Origin of the sequence: Thiomonas sp. SCN 64-16 (assembly GCF_001725585.1) — a bacterium.
Classification (GTDB): Bacteria; Pseudomonadota; Gammaproteobacteria; order Burkholderiales; family Burkholderiaceae_C; genus Thiomonas; species Thiomonas arsenitoxydans.
The window spans coordinates 1-18,738 of record NZ_MEGQ01000067.1; the positions used below are offsets into that span (position 1 = coordinate 1).

At 65.4% G+C, this 18,738-nt stretch carries 15 protein-coding genes, 1 tRNA gene and 1 pseudogene; 15 read left to right on the forward strand and 2 right to left on the reverse strand.

The window, feature by feature from the left end; translation table 11 throughout:
* Window positions 1-250 precede the first annotated feature (250 nt).
* The 6 genes from ABT24_RS14195 to ABT24_RS14220 all read left to right on the forward strand — a co-directional run bounded on the left by ABT24_RS14195 (window position 251) and on the right by ABT24_RS14220 (window position 10,242).
* The gene (locus ABT24_RS14195) at window positions 251-403 is read left to right on the forward strand and encodes a rubredoxin (protein WP_013106818.1); all 153 of its coding nucleotides are present in this window, start codon (window positions 251-253) and stop codon (window positions 401-403) included.
* Between the two features lie 100 nt (window positions 404-503).
* Window positions 504-914, forward strand: a complete 411-nt coding sequence (locus ABT24_RS14200) for a response regulator (RefSeq protein WP_276732634.1) — start codon at window positions 504-506, stop codon at window positions 912-914.
* A gap of 30 nt (window positions 915-944) precedes the next feature.
* On the forward strand, window positions 945-1,310 hold the full coding sequence (locus ABT24_RS14205) for a response regulator transcription factor (protein ID WP_276732638.1): 366 nt from the start codon (window positions 945-947) through the stop codon (window positions 1,308-1,310).
* Between the two features lie 49 nt (window positions 1,311-1,359).
* Window positions 1,360-1,884 carry a chemotaxis protein CheW gene (locus tag ABT24_RS14210; RefSeq protein WP_276732642.1) on the forward strand — a complete coding sequence of 175 codons (525 nt, stop codon included), beginning with the start codon at window positions 1,360-1,362 and terminating at the stop codon, window positions 1,882-1,884.
* A 116-nt stretch (window positions 1,885-2,000) separates the two neighbouring features.
* Entirely contained in the window at window positions 2,001-4,211 is a 2,211-nt protein-coding gene (locus tag ABT24_RS14215) for a methyl-accepting chemotaxis protein (protein WP_276732646.1), read from the forward strand.
* Window positions 4,212-4,260: 49 nt separating this feature from the next.
* Complete coding sequence (locus ABT24_RS14220) at window positions 4,261-10,242, forward strand: Hpt domain-containing protein (protein ID WP_502689016.1); 5,982 nt, start codon at window positions 4,261-4,263, stop codon at window positions 10,240-10,242.
* Here the strand turns inward: ABT24_RS14220 and ABT24_RS14225 are convergent.
* Window positions 10,236-11,729, reverse strand: coding sequence for a cryptochrome/photolyase family protein (locus ABT24_RS14225; RefSeq protein ID WP_276732653.1), 1,494 nt, complete (start codon window positions 11,727-11,729; stop codon window positions 10,236-10,238). The genes ABT24_RS14220 and ABT24_RS14225 overlap by 7 nt on opposite strands.
* An 83-nt stretch (window positions 11,730-11,812) precedes the next feature.
* On the opposite strand from ABT24_RS14225, the pseudogene ABT24_RS14230 reads away from it, so the two are divergent.
* From ABT24_RS14230 to ABT24_RS14270, 9 genes and pseudogenes are all read left to right on the forward strand, one after another.
* Window positions 11,813-12,353, forward strand: a pseudogene (locus ABT24_RS14230) (YqgE/AlgH family protein).
* Window positions 12,346-12,759, forward strand: coding sequence for a Holliday junction resolvase RuvX (ruvX, locus tag ABT24_RS14235; RefSeq protein ID WP_276732655.1), 414 nt, complete (start codon window positions 12,346-12,348; stop codon window positions 12,757-12,759). Before ABT24_RS14230 ends, ruvX begins: the two are co-directional and overlap by 8 nt.
* A gap of 2 nt (window positions 12,760-12,761) precedes the next feature.
* The gene (gene pyrR, locus ABT24_RS14240) at window positions 12,762-13,307 is read left to right on the forward strand and encodes a bifunctional pyr operon transcriptional regulator/uracil phosphoribosyltransferase PyrR (protein ID WP_276732660.1); all 546 of its coding nucleotides are present in this window, start codon (window positions 12,762-12,764) and stop codon (window positions 13,305-13,307) included.
* 15 nt (window positions 13,308-13,322) lie between these two features.
* Complete coding sequence (locus tag ABT24_RS14245) at window positions 13,323-14,291, forward strand: aspartate carbamoyltransferase catalytic subunit (protein WP_276732666.1); 969 nt, start codon at window positions 13,323-13,325, stop codon at window positions 14,289-14,291.
* A complete protein-coding gene (locus ABT24_RS14250) occupies window positions 14,288-15,592 on the forward strand; it encodes a dihydroorotase (RefSeq protein WP_276732671.1) in 1,305 nt (434 codons plus the stop codon). The genes ABT24_RS14245 and ABT24_RS14250 overlap by 4 nt, the downstream gene beginning before the upstream one ends.
* Complete coding sequence (locus ABT24_RS14255) at window positions 15,589-16,431, forward strand: lysophospholipid acyltransferase family protein (protein ID WP_013106830.1); 843 nt, start codon at window positions 15,589-15,591, stop codon at window positions 16,429-16,431. The genes ABT24_RS14250 and ABT24_RS14255 overlap by 4 nt, the downstream gene beginning before the upstream one ends.
* A gap of 83 nt (window positions 16,432-16,514) precedes the next feature.
* Entirely contained in the window at window positions 16,515-16,796 is a 282-nt protein-coding gene (locus ABT24_RS14260; protein WP_276732673.1) for an antitoxin of toxin-antitoxin stability system, read from the forward strand.
* Window positions 16,793-17,077, forward strand: coding sequence for a type II toxin-antitoxin system RelE/ParE family toxin (locus ABT24_RS14265; protein ID WP_276732676.1), 285 nt, complete (start codon window positions 16,793-16,795; stop codon window positions 17,075-17,077). Before ABT24_RS14260 ends, ABT24_RS14265 begins: the two co-directional genes overlap by 4 nt.
* A gap of 90 nt (window positions 17,078-17,167) precedes the next feature.
* Window positions 17,168-17,242: transfer RNA gene (locus ABT24_RS14270), tRNA-Arg, on the forward strand.
* A 71-nt stretch (window positions 17,243-17,313) separates the two neighbouring features.
* Here the strand turns inward: ABT24_RS14270 and ABT24_RS14275 are convergent.
* Window positions 17,314-18,738 (reverse strand): type IIL restriction-modification enzyme MmeI (locus ABT24_RS14275; protein ID WP_353743856.1); only part of this gene is annotated, 1,425 nt, incomplete at its 5' end.

An 18,738-nucleotide genomic window follows, 5' to 3' on the forward strand; every position in this document is an offset into this window, starting at 1 on the left:
ACCTGGCCGCAATGGCCGCGTTCTTCAACTTCGTCTTGCTTGGCATACATGCTCCTGATTCTCATGCTATGCCTCGCACACAAAATTCCTGACAGGCTCCACCGGCCTTGCCATGATCTTGACCAAGCGCTTCTTGATCCTCCGCAGCGGTGCCTGCCCTGTAGGTCAAAATGCAACAGCGCGCCATAGAATCGTTGAATCTTCTCCTCTACCCCGATACGCTGTGGACAAACAAGAACTTTGCAGTTGGATGTGCCTGATCTGTGGCTTCATTTACTCTGAAGCCGAGGGCCATCCAGAGAGCGGCATTGCACCGGGTACGCGTTGGGCCGATGTGCCGATGAACTGGACCTGCCCCGAGTGCGGTGCGCGCAAAGAAGATTTCGAAATGGTGCCGGTCTAGACGGCGCCATTTTTTGAGAAGGTGCCGGTTTAATCGGGAACGGCAAGTCACCGCAGCTGTTTACAGCGTTTTTCCTTTTCCCCTTTTGCAAAGGATGTGCATGGTTGCGCCTACCAGCCCATTCAAAGTGTTGGTCATCGATGACAGCAACACCATCCGCCGCAGCGCCGAGATTTTTCTCAAGCAGGCCGGCTATGAGGTGCTGCTCGCCGAAGACGGCTTTGACGCCTTGTCCAAGGTCAACGACCACGAGCCCGACCTGATTTTCTGCGACATTTTGATGCCCCGGCTCGACGGCTATCAGACCGTGGCCGTCATCCGTCGCAGCGGCAAGTTTTCCCATATCCCCATGGTCATGCTCTCCAGCAAGGACGGCGTGTTCGACAAGGCGCGCGGCCGCATGGTCGGCGCGCAAGACTATCTGACCAAGCCCTTCACCAAAGATCAACTGCTCGACGCGGTCAAGCGGCACCTGAACGCCAGCCAGCCTGCTGCTGCGACCGGCTCCTGATCGCTCTTCTCGCTCTTCTTTTCACCCGCCATGCCCGTACACAATATTCTCATCGTTGACGATTCCAAGACCGAGCTGTATTTCCTCTCCGACCTGCTCACCAAGCACGGCTTTGCGGTGAACACGGCGGAAAACGGCGAGCAGGCGCTGGCCATGCTCGCGGCCGTAAAGCCCGATCTGATTCTGATGGATGTGGTGATGCCCGGCCAGAACGGCTTTCAGCTCACGCGACAGATCACGCGCGACCCGGCTTACTCCGGCATACCCGTCATCATGTGCACCAGCAAGAAGCTCGAAACCGACAAGGTCTGGGCCATGCGTCAAGGCGCGTCCGACTATGTCACCAAGCCGGTGAACGCCACCGAGTTGCTCGACAAGATCCGCGCCATCGCCTGAAGTTCGCACCCATACGCCTCGCTTCGTCTTCCACCCAACGTCTCCGCCCATGTCCAGAGCCTCGCTGCGCGAATTTCAGACCCATCTCGCACAACGCCTGACGGCCGCGCAGAGCGGGCAAGCCCCTTCGCGCTGGCTGGCCGTGCTCGCCGGGCAGTGGCGCTTGTTGCTGCCCCTGGAGTTCTCGGGGGAGATTTCGCCCATGCAGCACTGCGCCCCGCTGCCGCACGCCCTGCCCTGGTTCCAGGGCCTGGTCAGTCTGCGGGGCCAGGTCTGCGGCGTGGTGCATCTGGGCCGGTTCATGGGCGAAGACGCCGCTGCCCTGACGCCGCAGGCCCGACTCATCCAGTTCGCCCCGGCGCTCGACATCAACACCGCCCTGCTGGTCGATCAACTGGTCGGGCTGCGCAACCCCGATCAACTCCAGAAAGTTCTCGGCGTTCAAGAGGAGGGGCTTGGTGAAGGGACGCACCCCTGGCTGAGAACCACATATCGCGATGCCGAGCAGAACCTCTGGCATGAAGTCGACCTGCTGGCTCTGGCCGAAAACGAACAATTCCTGAACGTCACCTGAAATTTCGATCGACGCGCGATTTTGCTGAATTTGCTTTCACTGCGCTGTACCTGTTTTTAGTCAACCGTCATCTGCCGGTTTGCATCCTCAACTTCATCACGTTTTACGGAGCGGTCATGTCCTTACTCTCGTCCCTTTTCGGAACGAAAAACAACGAATCGTCAAGCGACACCGAAATCGCGCCGACGGCGCTCGGCCGGGGTGGACAGGAAACCCTGCAGATCGATTCCAGCATCGGAGATCCAGCCAGCGCCCTGCATCAAGCCCAGGGCAACCGCCCGCTGATTCTGCGGCTGCCGATGATCAGCCGCATGATGCTGGCCCAGCAACAGCGCTTTTTCGGTGTGCTGCTCATCATCTCGCTGGTGCTGCTCGGCCTGACCCTGATTGTGGTGCTGCGCGGAACGTCCGACTCGGCCCGGCAGCTCGAAGCCTCCGGCGCGGCGCTGACCCAGTCGCAGCGTCTGGCGCGTTCGATGAACGCAGCGCTGCTGGGCAATAAAGACGCTTTCGCCACCGTGCGTTCCAGCGCCGAGGCCCTGAAATCGGAAGTCGCCGTCCTGCAGCAAACCAGCGTGCCCGCTGGCGGACAGGCGCTGCTCGACAAGGTTGGCCCGGAAACCGAGACCAGCGTTAAAAACGCCGACCTACTCGCCAAGCAGGAAGGTGTGCTGACGACGACTGCGCAGCAGCTCACCGACATCAACCGCCAGACCGATGCCCTGCTCGACAGCGCCCAGACGCTGACCTCGCTGCTGCTGCAGCAAAAAGCGTCAGCGAGCAATATCAACGCCGCCAGCCAGCTCACCATGCTGACCCAGCGCATCGACAAATCGGCCAACGCTTTTCTGTCGTTTCAAGGCGTGCGGCCCGAGGCTGTGTTCACCCTCGGCAAGGATCTGACCACCTTCAACACGCTGAGCAAGGGACTGCTGAACGGCAATGCCGACCTGCAACTCACCGCCCTGGCCGATCCGCAATCGCGCCAACAGTTGCAAAGCCTGATCCAGACCTACGCCAAAACCGAAGCCTCTGCCCGCACCCTGCTGGCCAACCTGCCCAGCCTGGCCTCGGCGCGTGAGGCGCAAAACGCGGTGCTCGCCTCATCCGGCCAGCTCTACGACAACCTCAATCAGCTGCAAAGCCTGTATTCCTCGCGCACCGGCGTGAGCTGGCCGGCGATTTTGTTCCTCGCCCTGCTGGGCCTGCTGGCCATCGTCGCCGCCACCGACCTGATCTACATCATGCTCAACGAGGCGCGCCAACGTGCCACGCTGGTGGAACTGCAGCGTCGGCAAACCGAGCGTCAAGAGCTTGAAGCCCGGCGCACCAACGAGTCGAATCAGGCCGCTATTTTGCGGTTGATGAACGAACTGCAAACCGTGGCCGAGGGCGACCTCACCCAGCAGGCCACCGTGACCGAAGACATTACCGGCGCCATCGCCGACTCGGTGAACTACACCGTGGAAGAGCTGCGCACCCTGGTGGGACAGGTGCAGCAGACGGCCGACCAGGTGGGCGAAGGCGCCTCTCAGGCGCAAACCACTTCCGACCGCCTGATGCGCAGCGCCGACGAGCAGCTCAACAAAATTCGTGAAACCGGTCAGTCGGTGCTCGACATGGCGCAGCGCATCAACCAGGTGTCGGTTCAGGCGCAGCAATCGGCCGAGGTGGCGAACCAGTCGCTGCAGGCCGCCGAGCAGGGGCAGCGCGCTGTGCGCAACTCCATCGACGGCATGAACAGCATCCGCGAGCAGATTCAAGACACCTCCAAGCGCATCAAGCGGCTGGGTGAATCGTCGCAGGAGATCGGCGAAATCACCGAGCTGATTTCCGACATTACCGAACAGACCAACGTGCTGGCCTTGAACGCCGCCATTCAGGCCGCGTCTGCGGGTGAAGCGGGCCGCGGCTTCTCGGTGGTGGCCGAGGAAGTGCAGCGCCTGGCCGAGCGTTCGGCCGAATCCGCCAAGCAGATTGCCGCGCTGGTGCGCACCATTCAGACCGACACCCAAGACGCCGTGGCCGCCATGGAAAAGAGCACCCAAGGCGTGGTCGAAGGGGCCAAGCTGGCCGATAACGCCGGCGCCGCGCTGGCCCAGATCGACGCGGTGTCGCGCCAGCTTGCCGAGCTGATTACCCAGATTTCGCAACAGACCCAGATCGAAGCCAGTTCCGCCAACAAGGTGGCCGACAACATCCAGACCATTTTCACTGTGACCGAGCAGACCTCCGAAGGCACGCGCTCCACCGCCTCGCTGGTGCGCGACCTCGCGCGTGTCGCCGACGATCTGCGCCAGTCCGTCTCGCGGTTCAAGATCAACTGACCCGCCTTCCTCGCATGCATTCCAACGTCCGTCCCTCGCGTTTTCCGGCATGAACACAGTCTCCGCTTCGAACTCCGCCGTGGCACCCGCCCCTGAGACGGACATGGGGCCTCTGGCCTGGCTGCTCGATCAGATCAGCGACAACCTCCAGTCTGCCCGCACCGCGCTCAAGCGCGCCGCCCAGCAGCAGGACGACGGCGTGCTCGGTTCGGTCCAGGCCGAAAAAACGGGTCTGCGCACCGCCCGCACCCAGGTGCACCAGGCCGCAGGCGCCATCGAACTGCTGGGTTTTTTTGGCGCGGCGCGCCTGATGCAGGCCGCCGAGAACGCGCTCGATCAACTCATCGACCATCCGGAAAAACTCGACAACACCGCACTGCAGCGTTTCGAGGCCGGCTTCAACGCCCTGGTCGATTTTCTCGAATCCCAGCGTGCCGGCAAAAATGAACCGGCGCTCAAGCTCTATCCGCAGTACCGCGATCTGATGGAACTGGCGCAGGCCGAGCGCATCCACCCGGCCGACCTGTGGGACTACGACTGGACTTGGCCGGACGCCCCGCCCGTCACCGACGCCGCAGGCGCCCCTGCCCCCACACTGACGCCGGATGATCGCGCCCAGTTCGAAATGGGCTTGCTGCAGGTGCTGCGCGGTCAGCAGACCGCCTCCGCCATGCAGACGCTCGACGCCGTCGCGCGTCGCGCGCAGGCCAGCAGCGCCGGGCCGACGGCCAGCCTGTGGTGGCTCGCGCGCGGTTTGTTCGAAGCTATCGGCAGCGGCCTGCTCACACCCGATCTCGACATCAAACGGCTGCTCAACCGCCTCAACCTGCAATTGCGCAGCCAGTTGCAAGGGCAAAGCCCCGCCCCCCAAAGGTTGGGTCACGACCTCACCTTCTTTTGCGCCCAGTCGCTGCATGGCAATGGCGACGTCACCGCGCAGTCCCTTCCGGTACTGCGGGCCATTGACAACCGGCTGCACCTCGCTGCCGCGCCGTTTGCCGATTACCACCAAAGCCATTTCGGTCTGATCGACCCCGCCCTGGTACAGCAAGTCCGCAAGCGCGTGCAAACCCTGCGCGACGCCTGGAGCGCACTGGCTGGTCACGCGCAGACGCACCTCGATCCCGCTCGCATCGCCCGCCTGGTCGATCTCACCCAGGCGCTGGAACAACCTCTGCATGCGCTCACGCCGGGCAGCGAAGCGCTGCCGCAATCGCTCGCGGGCCTGTTCAAGAAAATCAGCGCGCGCAGCGACTTTCTCACCCCCGAGCGCGCGCTCGATGTCGCCACCGCCATTCTGTTTCTCGAAATCACCTTTGCCCACTTCCGTCCCGAAGAGCAGCGATTTCTGGAGCGCTCACAAATCCTCGCGCGACGCCTCGACCAGAGCGCCAACGGCCAAACGCCAGACCCGCTGGCCGGCTGGATGGAAGACCTGTTCCGCCAGGCCTCCGAGTCGCAGACCATGGGCAGCGTGGTGCAGGAACTGCGCGCCGATATGAGCACCGTCGAGAAACTGCTCGACGCCTATTTCCGCGACCCGTCGCACAAGCCCGATCTGGCACAGGTGCCACGCCTACTGTCGCAGATGCGCGGCGTGTTCTCGGTGCTCGGCGTCGATGTCGCCAGCCAGGCGCTGAGCTACCTGCGCACCGAAATCGACAGCCTCGTGGCCGACGATGTGCCGACCGACAGCCAGCGCTTCGACGCCCTGGCCAGCAATATCGGCGTGCTCGGTTTTTTGGTCGACATGCTGTCCTACCAGCCCGAGCTGGCCAAAACCCTGTTCGTGTTCGACAACGACAAAAAAGAGCTGCGCGCCGTCGTTCCCTCCACCCAGCGCACCGCTCCGCCCACCCTGCAACAAGACGTCGAGCACGCGGCGCAGCAACTCAAGGACGACATCGCCCAGGGCCTGCCGCCCGAGCAGGCGCAGCAGCGCCTGGCGCAGTTGCACGCCGAGGCCGCCCTGGCCGGTGTACCCGATCTTCCGGCGCAGATGCTGAGCGTGCCCAGCGAAGGTGTGAGCGAACTGCCGAGTGAACCTCACACGCCCCAGGAGACAGACGCCGCCCCCGCGCAAGAGGCGTCCACAACCCCGGCCGAGGCGACTGTCACGCCTGAATCCGCCCCTGAACCCGCTCAGGAGGCGAATCCGCCTGCCGAGCCCGAAGACGATGCCGAAGACGAACTGATCGACATCTTCCTGGAGGAAGCCCGGGAGGTCATCGCAAGCGGCCACGAACAACTGCAGCAGCTGCACGCCAACCTCGACGACGAAGGCGCGCTCACCAGCCTGCGCCGCGCTTTTCATACCCTCAAAGGCAGCTCGCGCATGGTCGGCCTGCGCGACTATGGCGAAGCCGCCTGGGCGCTCGAACAAGTGTTCAACCGCCAAATCGCCGATCAGCACCGGGCCTCGCCGCCCTTGCTCAACCTGGCCGCGCACGCGCTCACCGAGCTTGGCGAATGGACGGCAGCGATCCAGCAAGGCCAGGCCGAGGCCTTCAGCAGCGAGACCCTGCGCCGTGCCGCCGAGGCCTATGCAGCAGGCGAATCCGCCGAGCCCGCGTTGCACCCCCTGCACGACGCACCTAACGAACCCTCAATGGCCGCCGAACCCGCCGCCGTTGAAGCGACGGAATCGCCCAGCGAACCAGCAGTGCCAGAACCAGCAGCGCCCGGACCAGAGGCCCTGCACGAACCCACCGACTTCAATGCCCTGTTCGAAGGCATCGACCTCGAACTTCCCCATCACACCCTGGCGCCCGAGCCGATGCCTTCGGCCGAGATGTCCGCGGTCGAGGCGCCCCCGGCCGAGATGCCTTCAAGCGATGCGCCCGCTGTCGAACTGCCCCAGGCCGAAGAAGCCGACATGGCTGAATTCGAGGCGGCCGTCTCTGCGCAGCACGCTGCCCCGGCCGACACCGCCGCTGACACCGACATCGCACCAGTGCCGCCCGAGAAAAGCGACGATAGCGAACCCGGCTACCGCCAGATCGGCGAGTTGCGCATTCCCACCCCGCTCTACAACATTTACCTGGCCGAAGCCGACGAACTCTCGCGCCATCTGTACAGCGACATTCACGACTGGCTGACCGATCCCGCCCAGGCGCTCGGCGATGCGGCCGTCATTTCGGCGCACAAGCTCGCGGGCAGTTCGGCCACCGTCGGCCTGCGCAGTGTGGCCGATCTCGCCAGCCAGACCGAGCATGCGCTCGACGCCCTGCGCGACCTGCCCGCGCACGCCGCGCGACCGGCCGATCTCGACGCCTTGGCACAGGCGGCCAGCGACATCAAACAACTGCTGCACCAGTTTGCCGCGGGCTTCCTCAAGCCCGTGCAAGCCGAGCTGCTCACCCGGCTCGAAGCCCTGCAGGAAGCTGCGCTGGCCCAGAATGCTCAGCCGAGCGCCGAGTCGTTAACCGAGTTGACCCACACGGCCGAACCGGCTGTCCAGCCTGAACAAATCGCCGCTCCAGAGCTTGCGCCCGCAACGCTCGAGCCTGCCTCGGCCGAAGCCTCGCAGCCGCAGATCAGCGCAACACAATCTGCCGCGTCTGCCGACCAGTTGGTCGACACCATCGATCCCGACCTGTTCCCAATTTTCGAGGAAGAGGCCAACGAACTGCTGCCCGCCCTGGCCGCCAGCCTGCGCCAGTGGGAACAGCATCCGCAAGACACCGCGCCAGCCGCTCAAGCCATGCGGGCGCTGCACACGCTCAAAGGCAGTGCGCGCATGGCTGGCGCCATGCAGCTCGGCGACCTGGCGCACAGCCTCGAATCCGACATCGACACCCTGACGGCCAATGCGCCGGTCAGCGAAGCCGATCTGGCCGAGCTGCTGGGCCGTTTCGACCATCTCAACACCCGCTTCGACCGGCTGTGCAGCGCGGCGCAGCGCGGCGAAAGCCAGCTGGCCGACCTCCCGGTGGCCACTGTTTCCGAGGTATTTACCCCAAGCGCCGAGCCCGACACCGCTGCGTCGGCCCAGCCGCTGCCTGCGGTGGCCGTCAACACAGCTGCCACGCCTGCAGCGGCCGAGCCGGTCAACCGCGCCCTCGCGCCGCGTATCGCTGCACAGGCTGTGCGCGTGCGCGCCGGGCTGCTCGACCGTCTGGTCAATCAGGCGGGCGAAATCACCATTTCGCGCGCCCGGCTGGAAAACGAGTTCGGTGCCATCCGCGCTTCGGTGGGCGATCTGAGCGACAACCTCGACCGTCTACGCCAGCAGGTGCGCGAAATCGAAATTCAGGCCGAGGCGCAGATGAGCGCGCAGGTGCAGGCCGCGCGCGACGAAAACCGCGATTTCGACCCGCTCGAATTCGACCGCTTCACCCGCGCGCAGGAACTCACCCGCATGATGGCCGAGTCGGTCAACGACATCGCCATGGTGCAGGGCACGCTCAGCCGCCTGCTGCGCGAAGTCGACGACGACATGACCCGCCAGGCGCGCCAGACCCGCGAGCTGCAGCGCGATCTGCTGCGCACCCGCATGGTCGAGTTCGACAGCCTGTCCGAGCGGCTTTACCGCACCGTGCGTCAGGCAGCCAAAGACCTGAACAAAGCGGTGCGCCTGGAAATCATCGGCGGCGCCATCGAACTCGACCGCGGCGTGCTCGAGCGCGTTTCCAGCAGCTTCGACCACTTGCTGCGCAACGCCGTGGCGCACGGCATCGAGACTGCGGAAGAACGCAAGGCGGCGGGCAAGCCCGAAGTCGGCACCCTCACCCTGAGCCTGCGGCAAGACGGCAACGAAGTCGTCATCACCCTGGCCGACGACGGGCGCGGTCTCAACTACGGCGCCATCCGCGCCAAGGCCGAACGCCTCGGCCTGCTCGCCCCAGGGCAGAACGTCTCCGAGGCAGAACTGACGCAACTGGTCTTCCGCCCGAACTTCAGCAGCGCCGAGAGCACCACCGCAGTGGCTGGCCGCGGCGTGGGGCTCGACGTGGTGCGCACCGAAGTCAACGCCCTGGGCGGTCGCGTGCTGCTCGACAACCAGCCGGGCTCCGGCGCTCGCTTCACCCTGCTGCTGCCACTGACCACCGCCATCACCCATGTGGTCTTGCTGCGCACCGGCGCTGCCGTGTATGCCGTGCCCGCCAATCTGGTGGACATCGTGCTGCGCTTCAAGCCCGAGCAGATCGCCAACGCCGCGCGCACCCTGAGCATCGAGTATGCCAACAATACCCTGCCCTTCTACTGGCTGGGCGCCTTGCTCGGGCAATCGGGCGGCAGCAGTGAGCCGTTCGGCAAAAGCGTGCCCGTGGTCGTGATTCGAAGCGCCACGCAGCGTGTGGCCATTCAGGTCGATGAAGTCGTGGGCAACCGCGAAGTGGTGGTGAAAAATCTGGGGCCGCAGCTCTCGCGCGTGCCGGGTCTGGCCGGGATTTCCGTGCTGCCCAACGGGGACGCCGCGCTGATCTACAACCCGGTGGCGCTCGCCGCGGTTTATGGCGCTGATGCCTCGGCCCGCATGCAGGCTGTGCCGCTGACGCCCGTGGCCCCGAGTGCAGACGCTGCTCCCGCCGCTGTCTCCACCTCGGTTTCGACCTCCGAGCCCAGCGAGACGCCGATCGATGCGTCCGGGCTCACTCCTGGGCTGCCCCCCACGGGCGACGCGGCGCAGGCCGCGAAGGGCGGCAATCCGCTGATCATGGTGGTGGACGACTCCATCACCGTGCGCCGCGTCACGCAGCGCTTCCTGCAGCGCAACGGTTATCTGGTGCAACTCGCCAAAGACGGCCTCGACGCCCTGGAGCAATTGCAGCAGATCAGCACCCTGCCCAATGTGATTCTGCTCGACATCGAAATGCCGCGCATGGACGGCTTCGACCTCACCCGCAACATCCGCGCCGACTCACGGCTGCAGAAGCTGCCCATCATCATGATCACCTCGCGCATTGCCGACAAGCATCGCAACTACGCCGCGCAGCTTGGGGTGAATCACTATCTCGGCAAGCCCTATTCCGAGACCGAGCTGCTCGAACTGATTCGCACCTTTACCCAGTCGGCAGTGAATCACTGAGCCTTCACCACCGCGTAGCGCTCCAGCGTTTCGGCCCGCGCCAGATCGTGTCGCACGATCGGCGCGGGGTAAGTGCTGCCCAACCGCACCCCGGCCGCCTGCAGCAGCGCTGCGGGCGCCGTCCACGGCGCGTGAATGTCCTTGGACGCAAGCTGCGCCAGCTCGGGTACATAACGGCGGATGAAATCGCCGCCCGCATCGAATTTCTCGCTTTGCGCCACCGGGTTGAAAATGCGGAAGTACGGCTGCGCATCGCAGCCGCTGCTCGCCGCCCACTGCCAGCCGCCGTTGTTGGCCGCCAGATCGAAATCGTTGAGATGATCGGCAAAATACTGCGCACCCCAGCGCCAGTCGATGCCCAGGTCTTTGGTCAAAAAACTCGCCACCACCATGCGCAGGCGGTTGTGCATATAGCCGGTCTGGTTGATCTGGCGCATGGCCGCGTCCACCAGCGGATAGCCGGTGCGGCCCTCGCACCAGGCGGCGAACTGCGCCGGGTCGTTGCGCCACTGAATGCGGTCGTAAACCGGCTTGAAAGCCGCATTCACCACATGCGGATGGTGGAACAGAATCTGAAAATAAAAATCACGCCACACCAGCTCGGACAGCCAGACCCGGGCCCCCTCGCTGCCCGCCTGCTGCCGCGCCCAGGCCATCGCGACCAGCTCGCGCACCGAAACCGTGCCGAAACGCAGGTGCACCGAGAGATAGCTCGGCCCCTTGCGCGCCGGGTAGTCGCGCGCCTGGTCGTAGTCATCGATGCGACGGCTGAAGTCGTCCACCAGCGCCGCCGCGCCAGACGCGCCCAGCGGCAGTTTCAGCGCGTGCAAATTCGACGGCGCAAAACCCAGCTCGGACAAGGTGGGCAACGGTTGCCGCAGTGCCGCGGGCAGCGCAGCCAGCCGGGCGGAGGTCACTGCGCTATCGAGGGGCTGCTGCGGCTGTGCGGCGTACCGCGCCAGCCAGGCGGTGCGGTAGGGCGTAAAGACCGAGTACGGCTTGTCCTGCGCCGTCAACACCTCGTCGCACTCGAAAATCATGTGCTCCTTGACGGTGCGCAGCGCCCGCCCGTCTTGCCGCAAGGCGCGCTCGACGGCCGCATCGCGCGCGAGGGCTTCGGGCTCATCGTCGCGCCCGCAGAACACCGCCTGCGCGCCCAACTCGGCAGCCAGCGCGGCAATCGCCTCGCGCGCGCTGGCGTGGCGCACGATCAGCGCGGCGCCGTGTTCGCGCAAAACGGCGTCGATCTCCGCCACCGCCGCCAGAATGAACTCCACCCGCCGATCCGCCTGCAGCCCGCGCTGCAGCAGCGGATCGAGAATGTCTCGGTCGAACACAAACGCCAGCGCCACCTTGTCGCAGGCGCGCAGGGCGGCGTGCAGCGCCGCGTTGTCGTGCAGGCGCAAATCGCGCCGCAGCCAGACCAGACCGAGCGGCAGTTTTTCCACGGCAGAGCTGGCGGGACGGTCGGCAATGGAAGTCGGCATGTGCAGAGGGTTCGGGAAAAAATGGAGATCAACCATAACCCAGCAGCGCAAAATCTGCGGCCCGGCGCGATAAACTCCACCCCATGAACCCTCGCCCCGACGCCTCCAATCTGAGCAACCAGTTTTTGATCGCCATGCCGGGCATGGCCGACGAGAACTTTGCAGGTACCGTGGTGTATGTCTGCGAGCACTCGGCGCGCGGCGCGCTCGGCTTGATCATCAACCGCCCGTCGGACATTACCGTCAAGGAATTGTTCGAACGCGTTGGCCTCGCTGCAGGGCGGCCCGGTGCAGACCGAGCGCGGCTTCGTACTGCACGAAACCACTGATACGGCCTATGCCTCCAGCCTCGACATTCCCGGTGGCCTGCAAATGACCACCTCCAAGGACGTGCTCGAACACATGGCCGCGGGCGACGGGCCGACGCGCAGCCTCATCACCCTGGGCTACTCTGGCTGGAGCGCCGGGCAGCTCGAAGAAGAACTCGGCCAGAACGGCTGGCTTACCGTCGAGGCCGACCCCATCGTGTTGTTCGACACCCCGGTGGAGGCCCGCTTCAACGCGGCCATGGCGCTGCTGGGCTTCAACCCGGCCATGTTGTCGCAAACCGCAGGACATGCCTGAGGCCATGCAGCCCGTCGCGGACCGTGAGATCACGGTTCTGGGTTTCGACTGGGGCGCCAAGCGCATCGGCACGGCGGTCGGCAACAGCCTCACCCGCAGCGCCACAGCGCTGCGCAGCCTGCGCGCCGATCGCAACGACCTCAAGTTCGACGCCATTGCCGCGCTCATTCGCGAGTGGCAGCCGCAGCAGCTCGTGGTCGGTCTGCCCTTGCACCCCGACGGCGCCGCGCACGACAATACCGCCCACGCCCAGCGCTTCGCCCGCCAGCTTGAAGGCCGCTTCAGGCTGCCGGTGGCGCTGGTCGATGAACGCTACACCTCGGTCGCCGCCGAAGACGACGGCGCCAAAGATGTGGACAGCGCCGCCGCCCAGCTCATCGTCGAACAATACCTGCAGCAACGCTGACCATGCCTTCCTCTCCCGCTTCCCCAATCGCCGCCCCTCCAGACGCCGAGGCGCTCTACGCCGAATTGCTCGCGCAAGTTCGCAGCGCCGTCGCGGCGCAGGCCGAGCCGCCCTTGCTCATCGGCATCTATTCCGGCGGCGCCTGGCTGGCGCAGCGGCTGCACGCCGACCTGCAACTGGCGCAGCCCTACGGCGTGGTGTCTTCGACCTTTCACCGTGACGACTTCGCCACCCGCGGTCTGCACCCCAGCGCCAATCGCACCGCGCTGCCCGTGCCCATCGCCGATCAGGCCGTGCTGCTGATCGACGACGTGCTGCACACCGGCCGCACCATCCGCGCCGCGATGAACGAGCTGTTCGACTTCGGCCGTCCGGCGCGCATCGATCTGGCGGTGCTGGTCGATCGCGGCGGCCGCGAGCTGCCCATCTGCCCGCAAATCGCCGCCAGCACCCTGCTCGATCTGCCCGACGAGGTCTCGCTGGCGCTGCTGCGCGATGAGGACGTGTTGGAGGGCATCCGCTTTCGTTTCGATCTGGTGAGCAAATAAACCGAGTTGGTGAACATGACCCGCGCCCACAACCCCCAACTCAACAAAAACGGCGAGCTGCGCCACCTGCTCACCCCCGAAGGCCTGCCGCGCGATGTGCTCACGCATATCCTCGACACCGCGCAGGGCTTTGTCAGCTTCGGCAGCCGCGAAGTGAAAAAAGTGCCGTTGCTGCGCGGCAAGAGCGTGTTCAACCTGTTTTTCGAAAACAGCACCCGCACCCGCACCACCTTCGAGATCGCGGCGCAGCGCCTGTCGGCCGACGTGTTCAATCTCGACATCCAGCGCTCCAGCACGAGCAAGGGCGAGAGCCTGCTCGACACCATCGCCAACCTCGAAGCGATGGATGCCGATGTGTTCGTCGTGCGCCATTCCGACAGCGGCGCGCCCTTTCTCATCGCCCAGCACACGCCGCCGCATGTGCACATCGTCAACGCCGGCGATGGCCGTCATGCCCACCCCACCCAGGGCCTGCTGGACATGTACACCATCCGGCATTTCAAGGGCGACTTCAGCAACCTCACCGTGGCCATCGTTGGCGACATCGTGCATTCGCGCGTGGCACGCTCGGCCATTCACGCGCTCACCACGCTGGGCGCCGCCGAGGTGCGCGCCGTCGGCCCCAAGACCCTGGCGCCCGACAATCTGCGCGACATGGGCGTGCGCGTCTGCCACGACATGGCCGAGGGCATCCGCGGCGCCGACGTCATCATGATGCTGCGGCTGCAAAACGAGCGCATGTCCGGCGCGCTGCTGCCGTCCGCGCATGAATTCAACATGACCTACGGCCTCACGCCCGAGCGCCTGGCACTGGCCAAGCCCGATGTCATCGTGATGCATCCCGGCCCCATCAATCGCGGCGTCGAGATCGACAGCAGCGTGGCCGATGGCCCGCGCAGCGTCATCCTCGACCAAGTGCGCTTTGGCATCGCCGTGCGCATGGCCGTGCTGTCCATCGTCGCCTCCACCGAAAGCCCCGCATGAGCACCACGCAACTTCTGATCCGCGGCGGCCGCCTCATCGACCCGCTGCGTGGGCTCGATACCGAGGGCGATGTCGCCATCTCTGGCGAGCGCATCGTCGCCGTGGGCAAAGCGCCCGAAGGCTTCACCCCCGAGCAGACGCTCGACGCGCGCGGCCTGCTCGTCCTGCCCGGTCTCATCGACCTGTGCGCCCGCCTGGGCGAGCCCGGCTATGAGCACGAGGGCATGCTGGAAACCGAACTGCGCGCGGCGCTGGCTGGCGGCGTCACCCGCGTGGTGTGCTCGCCCGACACCGACCCCGTGCTCGACGAACCCAGCCTGGTGGAAATGCTGCGCTGGCGCGCCCGGCGCATCAAAAGCGCCCGCGTCTATCCGCTGGGCGCGCTCACCAAAGGCCTCAAAGGCGAGAGCTTGAGCGAAATGGCCGAACTCACCCGGGCGAGCTGCATCGGCTTCTCCCAAGCCGACACGCCGATGACCGACACCAAGGTGCTCTACAGCGCCATGCAATACGCCAGCACCTTCGGCTACAAGGTCTGGCTGCGCGCGCAAGACGCCTCGCTCAGCCGCGGCGGCATCGCCGCCAGCGGCGCCTACGCCCAGCGCCTGGGCCTGAGCGGCGTGCCCGCCATGGCCGAAACCGTGGCCCTGCACACCTTGTTCGAGCTGATGCGCGCCACTGGCTGCGCGGTGCATGTGAGCAAGCTATCCAGCGCTGCAGGCGTTGCGCTGGTCCGCCAGGCCAAGGCCGAAGGGCTGCCGCTGACCTGCGACGTGTCGATCAACAATCTCATGCTCACCGACCTGGACATCGGCTACTTCGACGCCCGCGCCCGGCTCGACCCGCCGCTGCGCCAGAGCCGTGACCGCGACGCCCTGCGCGCCGCCTTGGCCGACGGCACCATCGACGCGCTGTGCTCCGACCACACCCCCATCAGTGCCGACGACAAAACCCAGACCTTCGCCGACGCCGCGCCCGGCGCCACCGGGCTGGAGCTGCTGCTGTCCACCGCACTGCAATTCGCCGCCGACAGCGGCCTGCCGCTGGTCAAGGCGCTGGGCTGCGTGGGCCACCGCGCCGCTCAGGCCGCCGGTCTGCCCCCAGCCACGCTGGAAGCCGGCGCTGCGGCCGAGCTCATCCTCGTCGATCCGCAGGCCCGCTGGCGCGCCCTACCTGACGCCCTGCAAAGCCAGAGCCGCCACAGTCCTCTGGCCGAGCAGGAACTGCCTGGCCGCACCCGGCACGCCGTGATCGACGGCCGCGTGGTGTGGAGCGCGCAGCCCGTCGCCACTCCTGCATGAACCCGGCGCCGCAGCCCGCCGAAAACCCCCCGGCGCTGCTCTGCGAGCCGCCCGCCCAAACCCCCGCGCCGGTGCTGCGCCGCGTCGGCGCGCCGGTGCGTTTCGCCACCCGGCTGACCCGGCTCAGCGCCCACGCCCTGCGCGGCCAGCGCATCGTGCGTCAACTGTTTCCCCAGCTCGACGCGGCTGGAAAACAGCAACAGATCCGCGACTGGTCGGCCGAGCTGCTGCGGCTTAGCGGCATTGCGCTACAGGTCAACGGCGCGCCGCAGCAAACCCCGTCTTTAGTTGCCGCCAACCATGTGTCGTGGATCGACATCTTCGCCATCAACGCCGTGCAGCCCGTGCGCTTCGTCTCCAAATCCGAGACGGCGCAATGGCCTCTCATCGGCCCCTTGGTGCGCGGCGTGGGCTCGCTGTTCATCGAGCGCGAGCGCGCGCAAGACGTGGTGCGCGTCATCCACCAAATGGCGCAATGCCTGCAAGATGGTGACCATGTCGGCGTGTTCCCCGAAGGCACCACCAGCTACGGCCACGATCTGCTGCCGTTTCATGCCAATCTGTTCCAGGCCGCCTGCTCATCAGACTGCGCCGCCGCGGTGCAGCCCGTGCTGCTGTTCTACGCCGACCAGCGCAGCGGCCGCTTCAGCCGCGCCGCCTCGTATGTGGGCGATGAAACCATGGTCGGCAGCCTGTGGCGCATGAGCGCCGCCGCCCCCCTGCGCGTGGAAGTCAACTACCTGCCCCCGCTGCGCGCGCCCACCCGCCGCGCCCTGGCCCAGCAGACCCGCGAGGCCATCGCCGAACACCTCCACCAGCGCTTGCGCGACAGCCGCTGAGCGTCACGCCCCTGCTATTTGCGCGCTGCTCGCCGTACTGACAGGGTATACACTTCATCAATACCTTCACCAAGGAGCGCACCATGCCGAAAGAAGCCGTTTTCACGATGAAGCTGGAACCGGAGCTGCGCGCCGAATTCATGGCCGAGGTCGCGGGCGAAGATCGGCCGGCCTCCCAAGTCATGCGCGAGCTGATGCGTGGCTATATCGAGCAGCGCCGCCAAGCCCGCGAACACGACGCCTACCTGCGGCGCAAGGTCGAAGCGGGCCGCGCCTCGGTGCGTGCCGGCCGTGGGCGGTCGAATGATGAAGTTGAAGCCGCGTTCGCGGCCAGGCGCAACAAGGCAGCGGCGGACCTGGCGTGATCGTCATCTGGACGCCAGAAGCGGAGCAAGACCGCGCCGACATTTGGGACGAGATCGCATCCGACAACCCCGCCGCAGCCGTTCGCATGGATGAGCTTTTCAGCGCTGCGGCGGCCCGACTGGCCGCGCATCCGACAATGGGCAAGGCGAGCCAGATTGCAGGCGCCCGCGAGTGGATCCCGCATGAAAGCTATAGGCTGGTGTATGAGATCGACGGCGACACGGTTTGGGTGCTGGCTCTGTTGCATACCGCCCGCCTGTGGCCCCCATTGCCGCAATAAAACTCCTGGTCGTGGTCGGTGAGCAGGGTGTGAAAGCAGCGCCTGCGCAACAGCCAATGAACCTTGCGCCCCTACAATCCGGGCGCTCACCTCCCCGTAGTTCAATGGATAGAACGGCTGCCTCCTAAGCGGCAAATACAGGTTCGATTCCTGTCGGGGGGACCAAGAATCTCCCCTCCCCAGCCCTCCCCACAGGTGTGGAGAGGGAGCAAACCCGCCTCGCTGCGGGCTTTCGGTCAGGAGGCGCGCGGCGTTTTTTTGCTGGGCGGCAACAGGCTGGTGAGCCGTTGATACAGATTGAACAAAAACGCCACGCGCGGGGCGTCGACGCGGTCGCCTTTGTAGCCGTAGGCGGCGTCCACCGCGCGGTCGTTGGCCTGGTGGGCGCGGCGCAGTTCGGCGGGCATGGTTAGCGGGTCGTAGAGGTCGGCCAAGGTGGCGTCGGGATAGCGGGCGCGGGCGTCGAGGATGGCCTGGCCCGCGGCCTCGATGGCCTCGCGCTGCGCCGCGGTCGGTTCGGGCCAGGGGAAGTTGTTGTACACGATGCTGGCGGAATAGCGGTAGTCGCTTTTCAGCCTACCGCCCACGGCGCGCAGCCAGGCGTTGTGCAGCGTGCTATTGAGGATGGCGAAGTGGTAGAGGGTTGCGCCGGGGATGGTGAAAATCTCCGAGTTGGCTATCGTCGCCGCTGATACGAAGTCAATTGGGACAAATGCACGGCGTTCTGAGGATGTCTTGGGGACTGCAAGGTAATCGGCTGTAGGTTGTCGAATTTCCTGGAAGAGATAGGGCGTCGCAGCGCTTTCTTGCGTTGGCACTTTGGAGCTCTTCAACCGCATTTCCCTCACCGCCTGTACTCGACGGTAGACCTCGGGCATCGCACGCAATTTCGCTGGGGAGATACCCAACATCCAAAGACAAAAACGATTTACACCATTTAGAAATTCTTCTGCGCCAATAATTGACCGTACAAAAGGTGCTGCCGATGGCTCAAGGGCAATCAAAGCATCGCGCTCTCCTGTTGTCATCAACAAATGCCCGCCGTCCGTCGGTTTGCTGCCGAAAGTCATCTCCGGCACGTTCTGTATCGGCGTTCTGCGGCTGGTCATCACCACATCCGGCGCATCGACCAGATAGGGATTGATGCGCTTGGCCGCGATGCGCTGGCCGTCGCCCTTGATGTCGTCGCCGTAATCGAACAGGGTGCAGTGCTGCGGTTCGCGCAAGCCGAAGCCGATGATGACGCAATGCACCGCGGCGATGCCCTTGCCTTCGTTGCTCCATTGAAAGGTGCGGTGCGCAAAGCGAATCTTCACCCCGGCCTGCAGCAGCGTGGGCCACAGCGCGGCGACCTGCTCACCCTGGGTGATGGAGTTGGTGGAGACAAAGGCCACGTCGATGGCCGGGTTGCGCTGAATGTAGGCGGCGGCCTTCACATACCAGGCGGCGACGAAGTCGAGCACGCCCGCGCCTTTGACCTTGGCGAACACCCGCGCCATGTCGGCCTTCTGCTCGGCGTTCTGGTTGCTCTTGCCCACGAACGGCGGATTGCCCAGCACATAGCTGCACTGCTCGGGCGGCAGCACTTCGGCCCAGTCGGTGCGCAGGGCGTTGGCGTGGTGGATGTGCGGGCTATCGACCAGCGGCACGGTGGGGCGGGT